Genomic DNA, 17,252 nt, shown 5'->3' with positions numbered 1-17,252 from the left:
GTGGATCGGTATCAGGACTTTTTGCGCAGGGAATCAACGAAGGCGTTGAGCTCGATGATCGGCTCGTAGGCCTTGTGATCGACCGCCTGCCACGGCCCCTGCTTGCCGTCGAACATTTTCTGGAAAATCTCAGGATTCTTCTTGGGCAGATCGAGAACGGACTGCTTGATCTTCGCCTTCAGATCCGAAGGGAGATCGGAGAGATACGCCATCGGCGAATTCACGATCTGCTCCGACTTGAAGATGATCCGGAAATCCTCGGCCTTGACCATGCTCTTGCGGGCCATGCGCAGAAGATTGGACTCGTTCTCGTCGTTCCACCAGTTGAAAGCGGCGTCGCAGGTTCCCTGCTGCACGCCGAGCACGGCGTTCTCATGGCTGCCCGCATAAACCACCTTGCCGAAGAACTGCTCGGGAACGATGCTCATCTTGCTCATGGCGAAGCGCGGAACGTTGTTGCCCGAGGTCGAGTTCGGATCCACGAGGCACAGGTTCTTGCCCTTGAGATCCTCGATGGCCTTGTAGGGCGAATCCGCCTTTACCCACAGCACCGAGTGATAACCCTTGGTGCCGTCCAGGTTCGTCTCGATGGCGAAGGGCTCGATCTTCGCGCCGGTCGTAAAGGCGCGGGCATAGGACGAAGGACCGTACGAGGCGATGTGGATGTTGCCGGAGCGCTGGCCCTCGATCACGGCGGCGTAGTCGTTGGCGATGCGCAGGGTGACTTTCGTACCGAGTTCCTTCGACAGGTACTCGACGAACGGCGCATAGCGATCGGTCACACCGGAGGCATTCTCGGACGGAATGATGGCGAAGACGATCTCGGGATACTTCGATTTCCAATCCTGAGCTAGGGCCGCTCCCGCCAGTGCAAGCGAAGCGACCGCGCCGAGAACGAGGCGACGGGTGATCATAGGGAAAATCTCCATGGTTTCAGATAGGAAAAGCCAAAAGCCGCTTGCACGGCACCATCCTCAAGCCGCGAAGGCGGCCGGAAGGCTGGATCTGCTGTTCTCGATATGATCGATCTCGAGGACGTCACCGGCTTCGAGACCATACAGGCGGCGGCTGACATCCTCGGTGAGATCGAGGGGACCGCCATCGAACACGACCTGCCCGGAAGACATGCCGACGAGGCGGTCGCAATAGGCGCGCGCGAGATCGAGAGAGTGAAGATTGCACAAGACCGTGATGCCGTAGTCACGGTTGATCTTCGCCAGGGCATCCATGACGAGGCGCGTGTTGCGCGGATCGAGCGAGGCGATCGGCTCGTCGGCCAGTATAATGTCGGGCTGCTGTACCAGGGCCCGGGCGATGGCGACGCGCTGCTGCTGTCCGCCGGAGAGCTGCTCGGTGCGCTGGGCGGCGAAACCCGCCATGTCGAACTGTTCGAGGGCGGAGAGGGCCATCGCCTTGTCCTGCGCGCTCCAGAGCTTCAGTAGTGAGCGCTGGCCGGAGGTCTCGCTGAGGCGCCCCATGAGCACGTTCGTCATGACGTCGAGGCGGCCCACCAGATTGAACTGCTGGAAGATCATGGCGCACCGGGCGCGCCAGTCCCGCAGGGACTTGCCGCGCAGGTGCGTCACGTCGACGCCATCGTAGACAATTCGGCCGGCGGAGGGATCGACGAGTCGGTTGACAAGACGCAGGAGCGTCGATTTTCCGGCACCGGAGCGGCCGATCACGCCGACGAAAGATCCGCGCTCAATGGTCAGGGAAACGCGATCGACTGCGGTCTTCTGGCCAAATCGTCGCGACAGGTCCTCAATGACAAGCATGGCATCACCTCGCGTTCTGGCGCTTGATTAGCCGTGCCCGATGAAACCGAAATGACCTTTGCAAGACGCTTGGATGACAATCGTTAGACAGTATCACGCAAAAATCGTGGTGCGGCGAAATCGGCACCACGAGACTGGCGCGACACAGAAGTTCTAGGCCGCTTCGTAGCGTTTCAGGAACTCTTCGACGGACAGGTTGCGAAAGTCGGGAAGAGCCCGCCGGAGCCGCTCGTGATCCCAGTCCCACCATGCCAGGACCTGAAGCCTCTCCGCCGTCTTCTCGTCGAAACGACGCCTGATGACGCGGGCAGGATTGCCGGCAACGATGGTATAGGGCTCGACGTCGCGCGTTACGATGGAGCCTGCGCCAATCACGGCACCGGTGCCGATAGTCCGGCTCGGCAGGATGACGACGCCATGCCCGATCCACACGTCATGCCCGATGACGACCGGGTGCGACCGCCGCCAGGCGAAGAAGGCTTCGTCGTCCTCTTCCTCCGGCCAGTACTGGCGCGCGCGATAGGTGAAATGCGCCTGACTGGCCCGGTGCATCGGATGATTGCCGGGATTGATGCGCACATGGGAGGCAATGGAACAGAACTTCCCGATGGTCGTATCCATGACCTCGCCGTCGTGCACGATGTAGGAATAATCGTCCAAAACGGTTTCGGTCAGGGAGGTCCTCGCGCCGACCTCGGTATAGCGTCCGAGCCGGCAATCGCGGATCGTCGCCGAGGGCGCGACGACGGGTGTTTCGCCGAGCTGCTTGGTGCTCATGGTTGTCCTCCCAGATCATATCGTGCAACGACCCGAAATCTGGCATCGGGGCTCGGCTGCGCGAGAAGCGTCAACGCATCGATGACGAGCGGCTGTGTACCGGCAAAGCGCGCGAGGCCATCGCGCCATGCATCGAGGCGCTCCTCCGGCAGGGCTCCGCTCAAGGTCATATGGAAGCGGAACTGATCGAAAACATAGGGATAGCCCCAGCGTTCCAGCAGAGCCTTCTGGCGCGGCGACAGGCCTTGCGGCGCGCGGCGCTGCCGGTCCGCGTCGGAGAGCGGAGCCCGGAACCGGTCGAAAGCCGCAACGCATTCCGCAGCCAAGATCTGCAGGTTTGCCGATGGTGCATCCGGCGTGAACGCGATGAACCGGCCGAGCCGGCGCGGCGATACGGTTCCCGCATCGAATGCGGGCCATTCGGCTGCAAAGGCGCGCAGGGCGTTCTTGAGCGCATCGAGGGTGCAGCCCTCGGCCAGCGTGAACGGGGCCTTGAGCGTGCCATGGAAACCGTAGCGGCGCGGATCGGCGGTGCAGGAGTGGAGCTCGTCGGGAGCAATTTCCGGAAGCATGGGCTGCTCGACCGCGGCACCCGTATGGCAGTCGTATCCAAGCACGGCCGCGCCGAGGCGAGCCAGCTCCGAGCCGGGCCGGGGCGTGAAGTAAAGCGCATAACGAGGAAGGGGCATGGGGAAGGACGGACGGACCAAAGGAGAAATGAGAGCGCGCCGCGGCAGGGAGGCCGCGGCGCCAGCGATCTTAGAGCTTATGGCCGAAAGAGTCAGGCTGCTGCGGCCAGAGCCGTGCGGGCCTTGGCGGCCAGGGCTTTCGTCGCATCGACGCAATCCTGGCCTACATGCCAGTAGCGGTCCTGCAGCTCGATGTTGAACACCACGCCCTGGGGGAAGATGCAGGATGCCATCAGGGCATCCCACGGGATGTCGCCCCAGCCGACCGGCAGATGGAGGTCGCCATGGCCATAGGCCAAACGCTCGCCCTGCGTGAACATCCAGATATCGTCCTGACGCCCGAAGGAATCGTGCACATGCAGGTGCTTGGCGAAGGGCGCGAGCGCCGCGCATTCCGACACCAGGTCCCCGCCCGTAAAGGAGAGATTCAGATAGGCGTGGCTGAAATCCAGCGTCGCCATGACATGGCTGTGATCGACGGCGGCGAGCTCGCGGGCGAGCCGCGAGGGGCTGGCCGCATGGACCTTGCCCTCGTAGCCGCCGAACAGGTTCTCGACGCAGAGGATCACGCTGTGCTGGCGGGCAACGTCTCCGGCTCGGACGAGCCATTCCCGCTGGCGGGCGTAGGCTTCCTCGAGGCCGTCATGCTGCATCACGCCGATCAGGCCGGAATGCATGACGTAATGAACCGCGCCGAGTTCCCCCGCGATCTCCAGCGAGGCCTGGAGCACGTCGAAGTGACGCCGGTTGCGGAACGGCGCATCGAAGAAGTTGATGGCGAGCGGCCCGTGGACCGTATAGATCACATCACGGCCCGCGCAGATCGCCTTGAGCGCGGCGAGCTGATCCCTGCGGATCCGGCCGCCGACGACCAAATCCAGGTCGAAGGTCGGGAGCTCAATCGTTTCCACGCCGAAGGCCTGGCATTGATCGAGATTGCGCGCGAATTCGCTGAGATCGGGCTTGCCGGGCTTCGCGGAGATGCCGGTGCCGAGAACGTTTCGAGACATTGAGAAAGCTCCTCTTCAAAGACAATCTGTCAGGCGGCGGCCCGGATGCCGCCAGCCACGGGATCGATGCGCATTCCGGTTTCGGCATCGAAGAGATGGACGGCCCGCGCGGGCACCTCGAACGAAAAATGGCCGACCTTCGGCCCAGCGGTCGTCGCCGGAACCTGGATCACGAAATCGGCTCCCGCGACCTGCCCGTGCAGCAGGCGCACGGAGCCGAGCTCTTCGCGGAAATCCACATCGATGGATGCCGTATTCGATCCCGCAGCGCCGAGCAGAACCTCCTCCGGGCGAATGCCGACGGTGACAGCCTGGCCCCGGGCGAGCCCCGCATGCGGAACGGAGAGCACAATGCCCTGCGCCTCCACCTCGCCCGGTCCCGTAACTCGGCCTTCGAACAGGTTCATGGGCGGAGAGCCGATGAAGCCTGCGACGAAGCGGCTCGCCGGATTACGGTAGATCTCCTCCGGCGTCCCGACCTGCTCGATATGCCCGCCGTTCATGACCACGACGCGATCCGCCAGCGTCATCGCCTCGACCTGATCGTGCGTGACGAAAACGGATGTGGTGCCAAGGCGGTTGTGGAGCTTGCGGATCTCGATGCGCATCTGCACGCGCAGCTTGGCGTCGAGGTTGGAGAGCGGCTCGTCGAACAGGAAGACCTTCGGCTCGCGGATCATGGCGCGGCCCATGGCCACGCGCTGGCGCTGGCCGCCGGAAAGCTGACCTGGCTTGCGGTCGAGATAATCCGACAATCCGAGGGACTTCGCGACGGTTTCGACCCGCGCCCTGCGCTCGGGCTTGGAGAGGCCCGCAACCTTCAGGCCGTAGCCGATATTGTCGGCCACCGTCATATGCGGATAGAGCGCATAGTTCTGGAACACCATGGCGCAGCCGCGCTCGCGCGGCTCCATGGCATTGACCACATCGCCCGCGATGGCGATCTCGCCCTCCGTAATGGCTTCGAGCCCTGCGATCATGCGCAGAAGCGTCGATTTTCCGCATCCCGAGGGGCCCAGAATAACAACGAACTCGCCGGAGCGGATCGAGAGATCCACGCCATGGACGACCTGGTTCTTGCCATAAGCCTTGCGGACGCTGCGAATGTCGATATCGGCCATGTGAAAGCCTCCGTTCGATGAAAGGTTATTTGTCGCTGGCAATGAGGCCGCGCACGAAGAAGCGCTGCATCAGGGCCACCACGAGGAGCGCCGGCGCTACCACGATCAGGCAGCCTGCCATGGCGACGTTCCAATCGGGAACGCCGCCGCCGGTTGAATCGCCGCTCATCGGAATGAGCTGACGAAGGGCCATCACGGCCGTGCCGCGGTGGGTGCGGTCCGTGGTGATGAGAAGCGGCCAGAGATACTGGTTCCAGGCATAGATGAACATGATGGTGAAGAGCGCCGCCATGTTCGTGATCGAGAGCGGCATCAGGATCTCACGGAAGAACCGCAAGGGACCCGCGCCGTCCATCTTGGCCGCTTCCATGAGTTCCTCCGGCACGGTCAGGAAGAACTGCCGGTAGAGGAAGGTGCCCGTGGCCGTCGCGACGAGCGGCAGAATGAGGCCGGTATAGGAGTTGAGCAGGTTCCACTCGAGGGCGAGCTCCGTGCCGGTCAGCTGCTGCCAGAGCCAGGAGAAACCCGTCACGTCGAGGATCGTCTGGTAGGGAGAGAACACATTGGCCGCCACCGCATAGGTGGGGACGATGCGCACCTCGAGAGGCAGCATCAGGGTGATGAAGATCAGCCAGAATGCGGCCATGCGTCCCGGGAAGCGGAAGAAGACGAGGGCGAATGCCGTGATCGAGGCGAGCGCGATCTTTCCAGCCGCCACGGCGACGGACATGATGAGGCTGTTGGTGAGCTTGACGCCGAGATCGGCGCGCGCCCAGGCCTCGGCGAGGTTCTCCCAGAGATGGCTGCCGGGCAGCAGGCTGATCGGCGGCGTGTTGATCTCCTGCAGGGAGAGCGTGGCCGCCACGAAAACGAGCCACATGGGCACGAAGGCAATGGCGAGCCCGACGAGCAGCACGGCATGGGTCACGAAGTTGAGGACAGGGGTCCGCTCGATCATCGCTGATCTCCTTACCGGTAGTGCACGCGCCGCTCGATGAAGCGGAACTGGACGAAGGTGAGCGCCATGACGAGGAGCATCAGGACGATGGACTGCGCAGCCGCGCCGGAATAATCGAGCCCTTTGAAGCCGTCGAAATAGATCTTGTAGACCATAAGCGTCGTCGCCTTGGACGGTCCGCCATGCGTCGTCAGATCGATGATGCCGAAGGAATCGACGAAGCTGTCCGTGATGTTGATGACGAGCAGGAAGAACATCGTCGGGGCCAGGAGCGGCAGCTGGATGTCCCACATGCGCCGCAACGGACCCGATCCGTCCATCGCCGACGCCTCGATGAGCGCGCGCGGGATCGATTGCAGGGCAGCCAGGAAGAAGATGAAGTTATAGGCGAGGTACTTCCATGAATAGGCGACGACGATGAGGATCATCGCATGGAAACCGTTGACCGACGGGTTCCAGAAATCGGGATGAATCTTGTTCAAGGCTGCGAAGACACCGGCCTCCGGCGCGAACAGGAAGCGGAACGCGACGCCCGCGGCCGGAGCAGCCACCGCGTAGGGCCAGATCAGCATGGTCTGGTAGGCCTTGTAGCCCCGCAGCTGGCGGTCGCAGAAGAGCGCGAAGAGCAACGCGAGACCCATGGCGAGAGCCGTGCTGCCGAGCGCGAAGACCATGCTGCGCCACACGGCGCCCCAATACGCCGTATCGGAGAACACCATGCGGAAATTGTCGAGGCCCGCAAACTCGTTTCCGCCGCCCCAGGGCCGCTCCAGAGTGAAAGCCCAGAACAGGGCCGCGCCTGTCGGCCAGTAGAAGAACGTGAACACCAGCAGAAGCTGCGGAGCCAGAAGAAGGCCGCCGATCCAGGCTGTCTTGTAGACTGCACGCCGATCCATGAAAGAACATTCCCCGAGCCGGAGCGACGATCCGGCCGAACCAGTGGTGAACCGGCGCGCCTGGAAGCGCGCCGGCAGGAGCCTCAGCGGCTTTGTTGCGATCAGAGAAGCTGCTTGCCCGCGTAGGTCTTCTCGAAGCGGCGCAGGACCGCGTTGGAGCGCTCGACGGCGGCGTTGATGCCGTCCTCGACCGAAACCTTGCCCGCGAAGATATCGGACAGAGCGTCGCGCATTTCCTTGCGGATCTGGATGAATCCGCCGAGGCGGATGCCGCGGCTTACGGGCGTGACCTCGCTGGCCGTCAGGGACTCGAGGGCGATCTCACGGCCCTTGTATTGCGGCTTGTCGTAGAAGCCCTGTTCCTTCAGGTGCTGGAAGCCCGTCTTCGTGACCGGAATATAGCCGGTGCGGGTCGACCAGAAGAGCTCGGATTCGGGCTTGGCGATGAAGTTCAGGAATGCGGCCGCAGCGCGGTACTCGTCCTTCGACTTGCCGTTGAGCACCCACAGAGAAGCGCCGCCCACCAGGGAGTTGAGACGCTTGGTGCCTTCCATGACCGGGAGCATGGCCACCGACCACTTCATCTCGGGCTTGGCGGTCTTGCCGACGGTGCCGTGATCGGCGACGGAGGTCATCGTCATCTGGCACTCGCCCGAGGCGAAGGCCTGCACGATGTTGGCGCCCGTCTCCGGCAGCTTGATCTTGAACAGGCCCTCGTCCAGGCCCTTCTTCATGAACTTGATGTAGTCGACGAACTTGGTCTTGTTGATCACCAGCTCGGCATCGAGGCCGCCATAGCCGTTGTCCTTAGTGGCGATCGGCTCGCCATGGATGGCGGAGAACTGCTCCAGCAGCGTCCACGTATCGTAGTTGATCGCCATCGGGCATTCATAGCCAGCGGATTTCAGCGCACGGGCGAACGCTTCCACTTCCTGCCAGGTCTTCGGCGCTTCCGTCTTGCCGATTTTCGCGAAGGCGTCCTTGTTCCAGTAGAACAGGGCGCTCGAGGAGTTGAAGGGGAAAGAGTAAAGCTCGCCCTTCGAATTGGCGTAGTAGTTGGCGATGCCGGGGAAGTAGTTCGTCCAGTCGATCTTGTAGCCGTTCTCTTCCATCAGCTTGCGCGCGGGAACGAAGGCTTCGGAGAGCATCAGATCGAGCGTTCCGGCGTCGAACACCTGCACGATGGTGGGCTGCTTCTTGGCGCGGAACGCGGCGATGGCGTTCTGAACGGCCGAGTCGTAGGAGCCCTGCGTCGGGCAGGAAATCTCGAATTCCTTCTGCGAGTCGTTGAAGCGCTGGCAGACCTCCTCGACGGCGCTGCCGAGATCGCCTGTCAGGCCCTGCCAAAGCTCGATCTTGATGCGCTGCTGCGCCTGTGCGGCACCGGAGCAGAGAAGCGCGAGCGCTGTCGCGCCCGTGAGAAGAAAGCGGTTCATGTGATATCTCTCAATCATGCCATGAGGCTGGCGTTGACCGAGCCTCGATAGAACCGCTTGGTGACAGCGCATCAAAGTTTGCGTGACGCAAACATGACAGCGGCAGAAATTCAGCATGCCTGAACGATGAAATGTCATCATGCCGTCACGGGAAGCATGTCTGCAACCCGCCGGCGATTGTCGCCCCCGTTCACGATTTCCATCAGAGCCATGCGAGACATCATTCTGCAAACCTGCCCCGCCTTTCCGCCCACTCCCCTCCCCGAGCTCGCCGCAGCACGACAGGCTCCCGCGACCCGGCAAGCGCACGATGCGATTGCGGGACACATTCCCGCCCTTCATGCGATCGAGCTCGTTCCGCCGCCCTCTCCCGTGCCGTTCGGATCCACGATCCGCATCGCGGCCTGGAACGCGGAGCGCTGCAAGTACGACCGCCCCTCGCGCCGCCTTCTCGAAACCGTTGCCGCGGACGTCACGCTTCTGTCGGAGATGGATGTCGGCATGGCGCGCTCGGGAAACCGCCATACGGTGCAGGATCTCGCAGGACCCTTGCAGCAGGGCTTCGCCTTCGCCGTCGAGTTCGTGGAACTGGGCCTCGGCGACAGCCGGGAAATGCGCTGGCATGCGGGCCAGAGCAACACCCTCAGCCTGCACGGCAACGCGATCATGAGCCGAAGCCGCCTTGCGGATGCCTTCGTCGTTCCTCTCGATCACGGCGCCACGTGGTTCAGCAACAGCGACGCGGACCAGCGCCGCCTGGGAGGACGGATGGCGATCGCCGCGCGACTTGCGGCGGCCCCGTCTCCACTCTGGGTCGTCTCGGTTCACCTGGAGAGTCGCAGCACGCCGGCGAGCCGCGCGCTCCAGACGCGGCAGCTCCTGGATGCGCTGCGGACGCGGATCGGCGATGCGCCGGCCGTGATCGGCGGCGACTTCAACACCGATGCGCTGCCCTCAGAACCGGCCGCCCTGCGCGCGGCCTGCCAGGATCCCCAATCCGTCGAGCCGCTGTTTTCAGAAATGGCGGAGGCCGGGTTCACGTGGAGCACCTGCAACGACGGACAGGCGACGCAGCGCATGCGCCCGGACGGAACGCCGAGCGCGCCCTTCACGCGGCTCGACTGGCTATTCGCTCGCGGTGTCGCCGTCAGCGGGTGCCGGACCTGGAGCGCCGTCGATGCGGACGGCGCGGCGATCTCGGATCACGAGCTGGTCAGCATCGACCTGCAACTGGCCTGACCGCACGCCCTGCGACACCGGGCCCAGGCGGGCAGGCGGCGCCTTGCGGAACGAAGCGGGGTGCGACCTGTTAACTCTTGTTTAACTTCTGGCTTGAGCCTTCCCCTGCCGTTGTGTCAGTTTTGATGAACAAAACCTTAACGACACAGCGGCGGGGGCTATGCGGCAACCTCTCTTCGGGCTTCTGAACATTCGTCCTTCTTTCGGGACCGTGCTCCGTCTCGCCGGCTTTGTCGCCATGCTCGCCGCGATCCCCGGCGGCTCCCAGGCGCAGCCCACCGGCTCCTTGCCGACGACCGCCCACCCCGTGGCCCAGGTCGGTCCCGCCAAGCCGATCCTCGGCTGGGTCCGTTTCTGCGAGCAGAACCCTGCGGAGTGCGCCGTCGACGCCTCCGAGCCCGCAACCATCGCCCTGAACGCACGCAACTGGCAGACGCTGCTGCGCATCAACCGCCAGGTGAATGCGCAGATCAAGCCGAAGACCGACATGGATCATTGGGGCGTCGAGGACATCTGGGACCTCGCCGAGGACGGCTATGGCGATTGCGAGGATTACCAGCTCCTCAAGCGCAAGCACCTCGTCGAGGCCGGTTTCCCACGCCGGGCGCTGCGCATGACCGTCGTCATCGACGAGGAAGGCGCGGGCCATGCGGTGATGATGGTGCGCACCAACCGGGGCGACTTCATCCTGGACAACAAGCGCAACGCCATCCTGCCGTGGCACCAGACGGGCTACACCTACATCAAGCGCGAAAGCGACAAGGGCGTGGAATGGGCCTCTCTCGGCGGTGCGTTCGCGTCGCCGACCGTCACTGCAGGACGTTGAATCTCGCAGAGCTCAAAAGGGCATTGCCCTTTGTGCGCGATGCTCTAGCCGCCGAACAGACCTTTGATGCGGTCGAGCACCGAACGCTCATCGCCGCCGGCCTGCTGCGCCGTCCGCGCTGCGGAAGGGGCCTGAGGTTGCACAACGGCCGCCGGCTTCTGCGAGGTATAGGCCACTGCCGGACGGGACGTCTGCTTCGGCCTGCCATTCGCGTCGAGCAGGATCTCCTGCGGCCCCGCGGCAATAGCCTCGGGCCTGCTCACGTCGCCGAGGCGATTGCCGGATCCGGGTTCCCCTGAGAGCGCCTCGCGGAAGCTCTGATGCTGCCCGCCATCGCTGTAGACGAGCCTGACCGGCTGCATCCCTCCGGTCACGAGCGTCGCGATCTCCCGCTCATCCCGCTGCCGTTTTTCGGCGACCGCCGTCATCACGGAGGCATCGCCGCCGAAGGCATATCGTCCGCCGGACACGCCGACCTGCGGCTCCTGCTTCGCCACCTCGAAATAATCCGACCCCTCCTTGAGGTTCTGCCAGAAGGCGATGTTCGGATCGTAGCGATGCTTGGCGAGGTTCTCGGGCGTCATCCGGAACGGATAGGACTGGAACTGGAAGCTGCGCTGGCCTCCTGCGAAGGCCTCGCGGGCCACCGCGTAGACCTCGGCGATGGCCTCGTCCGTCATGGCGAAGCAGCCGCTCGACGAGCACGAGCCGTGCACCATCAGGTGCGCGCCCGTGCGGCCATGGGCGCGGTCGTAGGCATTCGGGAAGCCCGTATCGAACGACAGATAATAGGCGGAGTTCGGATTCATCTGCGCCGGGGTGATCGCATAGAACCCCTCCGGCGCCTGGCGGTCCCCTTCGCGGATCTTCGGGCCGAGCTGGCCCGACCAGCGGCACATCGGATAGGTCTTGAGCAGTGCGTATTTGCCGTCACGGCCACGCTTCCAGACCTCGATCTCCGATTCCTTCTTGTAGGCCCGCATGAGGATCGGATCGCCCGGCGACATCCCCTTGGCGGACATGAGCGCCATGGTGGAGGGCGGGATCGGCGCCAGATGGCGCGTGGAGCGATTCTCGCCCTGGCAGGCGGCGAGCGCGAGCACGAGGCCCGCAGTCAATGCGATGCGCTTCATCATGGGGATCCCCGCATTCCGATCCGCCCGGACGTACAGCGCCGGACGGGTCCCCGATTTCCCTTGCCGCCGGTTCAGGGTCCGCTTTGCCGCGAACCTCTCCGGCAGCGAATACGTTGCGCGCAAGTCCGGCAGGATTGAGGCGTCAGGTTCGCCCTCCGGCTGCGAGCAGGCGCATGGCGTTGGCGGTCACCAGCACCGTCGCGCCCGTATCGGCCAGGATCGCGGGCCACAGGCCGGTGATGCCGAGGATCGTGGTGACCAGGAACACAGCCTTCAGCCCGAGCGCAATGGCGATGTTCTGCCGGATATTGGCCATGGTATCCCGCGACAGGCGCACCATGCGGGCAATGTCGAGCACGCGCCCGTGCAGGACGGCCGCGTCGGCGGTTTCCAGCGCCACGTCCGTGCCGCCGCCCATGGCGATGCCGATATCGGCGGCGGCAAGCGCCGGAGCGTCGTTGATGCCATCACCGATCTTGGCCACCACGTGGCCGTTGGCCTGCAGCTCGCGCACGATGGCCTGCTTGTCCTGCGGCAGCAGATCGGCCCGGGGCTCGATGCCGAGCCCCGCCGCGATCGCCGTCGCGGTGCGTCGGTTGTCGCCGGTCACCATGAGCGTGTCGACGCCGGCCCGTTTCAGGGCCTCGAGCCCCTCCCTGGCATCTGCACGCGGCTCGTCTCGCATGGCGATCACCCCGGCGACCCTGTCGCCCGCCAGCAGCACCGAGACGGACTTGCCCTCGTCGTTCAACCCTGTGATCAGCGCCGTCTGCTCCGACGTGAGCGTCACCTGCTCGCCGGCGGCCTTGGGCGAGCCGAGAAAGAGCGGCACCCCGCCCACGCTGCCGGTGACGCCCTTGCCGCCGACGGCGCCCGCATTCGCCGCAGGCGGCACCGGGACGCCGGCCTCCGCCGCCTTCGCCAGGATCGCCGTGGCGAGCGGGTGGCTCGACCCCGTCTCCAGGGCGGCGGCGAGGGAAAGAACCTCACGCTCCGGGCGGGCGACCGGGATCACGTCCGTGACCCGAGGCCTGCCCTCGGTCAGAGTGCCCGTCTTGTCGAGGGCCGCCATGGTGATGGTGCCCAGGGTCTCCAGCACGGCGCCGCCCTTCATGAGCAGGCCGCGGCGGGCACCCGCAGCAAGCCCTGCGGCGATGGCGGCCGGGGTCGAGATGACGAGCGCGCAGGGGCATCCGATCAGCAGGATCGCCAGCCCCTTGTAGACCCACTCACCCCATGCTTCGCCGAAAAGCAGCGGCGGCAGGACGGCGACGAGCGCGCCGACGACGAGAACGGCGGGCGTGTAATAGCGCGAGAAGCGGTCGATGAAGCGCTCGGTCGGGGCCTTGCTCTCCTGCGCTTCCTCCACGAGACGCACGATGCGCGCGATGGTGTTGTCCTGCGCGGCGGCGGTGACGCGCACGCGCAGCAGCCCCTCGCCGTTGATGGTGCCGGCAAAGACGGCATCCTCGGCCTCCTTGCGCTTGGGCGTGCTCTCTCCGGTGACAGGCGCTTCATCGACGGCACTCTCGCCCGAGACGATGACTCCATCGGCGGGGACGCGGTCGCCGGGCCGCACGAGGATGACGGAACCGACCGCTAGGCTCTCGGCCTGGACCTCTGCGGTCCCGCCGTCACGCTCGATCAGCGCGGTCTTGGGCACGAGCCTGGTCAGCCCTTGAATGCTCGCGCGCGCCCGCCCGGCCGCGACACCTTCCAGAAGTTCGCCGACGAGGAAGAGGAACACCACCATGGCGGCCTCTTCGGTCGCGCCGATGATCACCGCACCGAGTGCGGCGATGGTCATGAGCGTCTCGATGGAGAACGGCGTGCCGAAATGCGCCGCCACGAAGGCGCGGCGCGCGATGGGAAAGAGCCCGACGGCCATGGCGACGAGGAACGCCCAATGCCCGATCTCGGGCATGAGCCGGCCGATCCCGTAGGCGGCCACGAGCGCCATGCCGCAGGCGATGGTCAGAAGACCGCGCCGGCTCCTCCACCACGGCCCTTCGCTCGGCCCGTGTTCGTGCAGGTGACCGTGCAGTCCCGCGAGAGCCTCTCCGTCGTGCCTGTTATCATGATCATGGTCGTGGTCGCAGCCGGGGCCGTGCTCGTGATCCCGCTTCGCCTCTCCTGGTCGGGCCGCCTTGGCATCCACAGGCCCCTGCCCGGTGACCGTGTAGCCGAGCGTTCCGATCGTCCTTGCGAGGGCGTCCGTGGCGACTGTGCCGTCATGCGCCACCGTCACGGTTCCGGCCGGAACCGAAACATTCACCTGGGTCACCCCCGGCACGCGCCGCAAGGCCGTGTCGATCTTGGCCGCGCAGGACGCGCAATCCATGCCGGAGACCCTGTAGCGGGTGCGCAGCCCCCCGGCGGGTTCGGCTTCAGATTGATCGCCGTGGTGATCGGGCAGATCGTATGCCTCGCTCATCGGAAAAACCTCTTCACATCGATTCGAGGAGACCCTACATGCTCTAGCGACTAGAGGTTCAAGAGGGTTCTTTAAGATGGAGCTGGCGATTGGAGAACTGTCCCGGCGGACGGGCGTGAAGGTGCCGACGATCCGCTACTACGAGCAGATCGGCCTCTTGCCCGAACCCACCCGCACCGAGGGCCAGCAGCGGCGCTATGGCGCCCCCGAGGTGCGGCGTCTCAACTTCATCCGCCACGCCCGCGAGCTGGGATTCGATGTCGAGGCGATCCGGCAGCTTCTCGATCTGACGAGCGACCCCAACCGCTCCTGCGGCGAGGTCCATGCCATCACGCGGACGCATCTCGACGAGGTCAACGACAAGATCGCCCGCCTCACGGCCCTGCGCGACGAGCTCGAAGCCATGGTCGCCTGCGACAACCGCCGGGTCTCGGATTGCCGGATTATCGAAGTGCTGGCCGATCATGGGCAATGCCAGCATCGGCATCACTGACGATTGTGCAGGCGTCGGACAGGGAGATTCGCACGCTCACGCTGCGAGCTACTTGATTTGCGTCAATGCAGGCGAGGCGCAAAGCGTCCCATGATGATTTCATAGTCGCTCCATGGGCGTCGACAGCACCGCCAAGCTGCCCCGCATTGACCAAAATGCCCGCTCACTTTTCGGGTTCGATTCGCGGCGGAGGTCAGGCCGTTCGGGAGCCCGAGGGAAACAGCGGAGGCCTCCATGATCGCCCATGCCGAATGTTTGCAGATGCGGGACATGCCAGGAGAAAGCCGCTTCTATTCCCCCGACATTCTTCCGCGGCTCCAGTCCGTGCTGGCGGCGCTCGCGGATATCGACGTCGCTCACGAGAAGAATGTCACGCGCGTCGCAAGCAGCGCGATGGACGATGACCGCAAGAGAGACATGATCGGCAAGCTCCAGCACGATCATCGCGAACGGCGAATCCCCTATGTCGCGGAACTGATGGCCCTGCGGGAACGGATGGACGCGACCTTCGGCTGAACGGCGGAAACGGGAGACATCCGCCGTGAAAGCCATGGTCCTTCGCCGGCTCCGTACGCCTCTCGTGCTCGAGGAGCGGCCCTTGCCGTCTCCATCCGCTGGCGAGATCCGCGTCGCCGTGGAAGCCTGCGCCGTGTGCCGCACCGATCTCCACGTGGTCGACGGCGACCTGCCCCACCCCAAGCTGCCCCTCGTTCCCGGTCATGAAATCGTGGGCCGCGTGGATGGGCTCGGCGCAGGTGTCGGCGGCCTCAAGCTGGGACAGCGCGTCGGCATTCCCTGGCTTGGCCATACCTGTGGGCATTGTCCCTATTGCGCCTCGGGCCGCGAGAATCTCTGCGACGATCCGCTGTTCACCGGCTATACCCGCGACGGCGGTTTCGCCTCTCACGCCATCGCCGACGCGGCCTATGCCTTCAGGCTGCCGGAGAACGGCGATCCCGTTTCTCTCGCTCCCCTGCTCTGCGCCGGCCTGATCGGCTGGCGCTCCCTGGTCGCGGCGGGACCGGCCGAAACGGTCGGCATTTACGGATTCGGCGCCGCCGCCCACATCATCACCCAGGTCTGCCTCTGGCAGGGACGGCGCATTTTCGCCTTCACGCGCCCGGGCGATAGCGCGGCCCAGGATTTTGCGCGCTCGCTCGGCGCCGTCTGGGCCGGAGATTCGGACCGGGAGCCGCCCGAACGCCTGGACGCCGCGATCATCTTCGCGCCCGTCGGCGATCTCGTGCCGACGGCTCTCTCCGCCATCAGGAAAGGCGGGCGTGTCGTCTGCGGCGGCATCCACATGAGCGACATCCCGCGGTTTCCATACAGGCTCCTGTGGGGGGAGAGGCAGATCGTGTCGGTGGCCAATCTGACCCGTCGGGACGCCCTGGACTTTCTCGCCGTCGCCCCCAAGGCGCGCATCAGGACGCAAACAATGCCCTACCCCCTGGAAGCCGCCAACGATGCCCTGGAGGACCTCCGCTCCGGCCGACTCCAGGGCGCAGCCGTGCTGATACCCCGATGAATGCGAAACCGCCCACACCGCCAAGCCTAAGCTTCACCTCGACCGAAGAAGGGATATGCCCATGCTCCAGAACATCCGCAGCATTCTGATCGGAGTGACCGAGGAAGGGGATGCTCAGGAGCGATCCTCCGCTCTCGCCTACGGGCTCTCCCTGGCCCGCGAAGCCGGCGCCCATGTGACCGTCCAGGCCGCGTCGCTGAAACTGACCCTGACGCATGCCTTCGTCAGCAGCTTTGCCGAACAGCTCGTGAATGCCGAGAACCGCAGGCTGGACGCCCTCGCCCGCGGGGTCGCGGACTTCTCCGAGCGCGCCGCAGCCGCCTCGGGGCTCGCCTGCACGACCCAGGCGCCGCAGCTCGCCTATCCGGACCTGATCAAGAGCTTCACCGCCCTGGCGCGGACGCACGACCTGACGGTGCTCGATTCCGAGCCGATCTCCCTCGCTGTGGACCGGGGGTTGATCGAAGCGGTGCTCATGGACAGCGGGCGCCCGCTCATCACCGTGCCCGATGGCTGCGAGGCCTTTTCCGGCAAAAGGATCATCGTGGCCTGGGATGGCAGCGCCAAGGCCGCCCGCGCTCTCAACGACGCCCTGCCGATCCTGCGGGCCGCCTCACAGGTCGAGCTGATCGGCGTCACGGGCGAGAAGGACCTGACGCGGACCGTGCCCGGAGTCGAAATCGCGCCGCATCTCGCACGGCACGGCATCAACGTGAATGTGCTGACCCTGCCGGCCCAGAACGGCGATGTCGCCGAGACCCTGCGCAATCACGCGCACCTGACGCGCGCCGACATGATCGTGATGGGCGCCTATGTGCATTCGCGCTTCCGCCAGCTGATGCTCGGCGGCACGACGCAGTCGCTGCTCAAGAATTGCCCGGTGCCCCTGTTCCTCTCCTACTAAGAATGGGCACGGCTATTGGGGGCTTTT

The 17,252-nt window shown here is 64.9% G+C and carries 17 protein-coding genes; 6 read left to right on the top strand and 11 right to left on the bottom strand.

Annotated elements, in window-relative coordinates; translation table 11 throughout:
* Positions 1-11 precede the first annotated feature (11 nt).
* The 9 genes from phnD to L879_RS0102330 all read right to left on the bottom strand — a co-directional run bounded on the left by phnD (position 12) and on the right by L879_RS0102330 (position 8,665).
* Positions 12-914 (bottom strand): phosphonate ABC transporter substrate-binding protein, encoded by a 903-nt coding sequence (gene phnD / locus L879_RS0102370; protein WP_027314716.1) that lies wholly within the window; start codon positions 912-914, stop codon positions 12-14.
* Between the two features lie 60 nt (positions 915-974).
* A complete protein-coding gene (gene phnC / locus L879_RS0102365) occupies positions 975-1,778 on the bottom strand; it encodes a phosphonate ABC transporter ATP-binding protein (RefSeq protein WP_027314715.1) in 804 nt (267 codons plus the stop codon).
* A gap of 153 nt (positions 1,779-1,931) precedes the next feature.
* Positions 1,932-2,555 carry an LbetaH domain-containing protein gene (locus L879_RS0102360; RefSeq protein WP_027314714.1) on the bottom strand — a complete coding sequence of 208 codons (624 nt, stop codon included), beginning with the start codon at positions 2,553-2,555 and terminating at the stop codon, positions 1,932-1,934.
* The gene (locus L879_RS0102355; protein ID WP_027314713.1) at positions 2,552-3,244 is read right to left on the bottom strand and encodes a DUF1045 domain-containing protein; all 693 of its coding nucleotides are present in this window, start codon (positions 3,242-3,244) and stop codon (positions 2,552-2,554) included. Before L879_RS0102355 ends, L879_RS0102360 begins: the two co-directional genes overlap by 4 nt.
* Before the next feature lie 92 nt (positions 3,245-3,336).
* Positions 3,337-4,254 carry a sugar phosphate isomerase/epimerase family protein gene (locus tag L879_RS0102350; protein ID WP_027314712.1) on the bottom strand — a complete coding sequence of 306 codons (918 nt, stop codon included), beginning with the start codon at positions 4,252-4,254 and terminating at the stop codon, positions 3,337-3,339.
* A 29-nt stretch (positions 4,255-4,283) separates the two neighbouring features.
* Entirely contained in the window at positions 4,284-5,375 is a 1,092-nt protein-coding gene (locus L879_RS0102345; protein ID WP_027314711.1) for an ABC transporter ATP-binding protein, read from the bottom strand.
* A 25-nt stretch (positions 5,376-5,400) separates the two neighbouring features.
* The gene (locus L879_RS0102340) at positions 5,401-6,333 is read right to left on the bottom strand and encodes an ABC transporter permease subunit (RefSeq protein ID WP_027314710.1); all 933 of its coding nucleotides are present in this window, start codon (positions 6,331-6,333) and stop codon (positions 5,401-5,403) included.
* 11 nt (positions 6,334-6,344) lie between these two features.
* Entirely contained in the window at positions 6,345-7,229 is an 885-nt protein-coding gene (locus tag L879_RS0102335; protein WP_027314709.1) for an ABC transporter permease subunit, read from the bottom strand.
* A 101-nt stretch (positions 7,230-7,330) separates the two neighbouring features.
* Positions 7,331-8,665, bottom strand: a complete 1,335-nt coding sequence (locus L879_RS0102330) for an extracellular solute-binding protein (RefSeq protein ID WP_027314708.1) — start codon at positions 8,663-8,665, stop codon at positions 7,331-7,333.
* Positions 8,666-8,875: 210 nt separating this feature from the next.
* On the opposite strand from L879_RS0102330, the gene L879_RS20110 reads away from it, so the two are divergent.
* Positions 8,876-9,904 carry an endonuclease/exonuclease/phosphatase family protein gene (locus L879_RS20110; RefSeq protein ID WP_035458364.1) on the top strand — a complete coding sequence of 343 codons (1,029 nt, stop codon included), beginning with the start codon at positions 8,876-8,878 and terminating at the stop codon, positions 9,902-9,904.
* Positions 9,905-10,064: 160 nt separating this feature from the next.
* Positions 10,065-10,730 (top strand): transglutaminase-like cysteine peptidase, encoded by a 666-nt coding sequence (locus tag L879_RS0102320; protein WP_027314707.1) that lies wholly within the window; start codon positions 10,065-10,067, stop codon positions 10,728-10,730.
* Between the two features lie 44 nt (positions 10,731-10,774).
* Here L879_RS0102320 and L879_RS20105 read toward each other — a convergent pair whose 3' ends face one another.
* Positions 10,775-11,866 carry a L,D-transpeptidase family protein gene (locus L879_RS20105; protein ID WP_161634620.1) on the bottom strand — a complete coding sequence of 364 codons (1,092 nt, stop codon included), beginning with the start codon at positions 11,864-11,866 and terminating at the stop codon, positions 10,775-10,777.
* Positions 11,867-12,008: 142 nt separating this feature from the next.
* The gene (locus L879_RS0102310; protein ID WP_027314706.1) at positions 12,009-14,300 is read right to left on the bottom strand and encodes a heavy metal translocating P-type ATPase; all 2,292 of its coding nucleotides are present in this window, start codon (positions 14,298-14,300) and stop codon (positions 12,009-12,011) included.
* A 76-nt stretch (positions 14,301-14,376) separates the two neighbouring features.
* Between L879_RS0102310 and L879_RS0102305 the strand changes: the two genes are divergently transcribed.
* From L879_RS0102305 to L879_RS0102290, 4 genes are all read left to right on the top strand, one after another.
* A complete protein-coding gene (locus L879_RS0102305) occupies positions 14,377-14,793 on the top strand; it encodes a MerR family transcriptional regulator (protein ID WP_027314705.1) in 417 nt (138 codons plus the stop codon).
* Between the two features lie 234 nt (positions 14,794-15,027).
* Entirely contained in the window at positions 15,028-15,309 is a 282-nt protein-coding gene (locus L879_RS0102300; protein ID WP_027314704.1) for a hypothetical protein, read from the top strand.
* 25 nt (positions 15,310-15,334) lie between these two features.
* On the top strand, positions 15,335-16,321 hold the full coding sequence (locus L879_RS0102295) for a zinc-dependent alcohol dehydrogenase family protein (protein WP_027314703.1): 987 nt from the start codon (positions 15,335-15,337) through the stop codon (positions 16,319-16,321).
* Positions 16,322-16,382: 61 nt separating this feature from the next.
* Positions 16,383-17,225, top strand: coding sequence for a universal stress protein (locus L879_RS0102290; RefSeq protein ID WP_027314702.1), 843 nt, complete (start codon positions 16,383-16,385; stop codon positions 17,223-17,225).
* Positions 17,226-17,252: the final 27 nt, after the last annotated feature.

It is taken from the genome of Microvirga flocculans ATCC BAA-817 (genome assembly GCF_000518665.1).
In the GTDB taxonomy this organism is placed as follows: Bacteria; Pseudomonadota; Alphaproteobacteria; order Rhizobiales; family Beijerinckiaceae; genus Microvirga; species Microvirga flocculans.
Note: the sequence above shows the minus strand (reverse complement) of the source record. Positions and strands in the feature narration are given on the sequence as shown.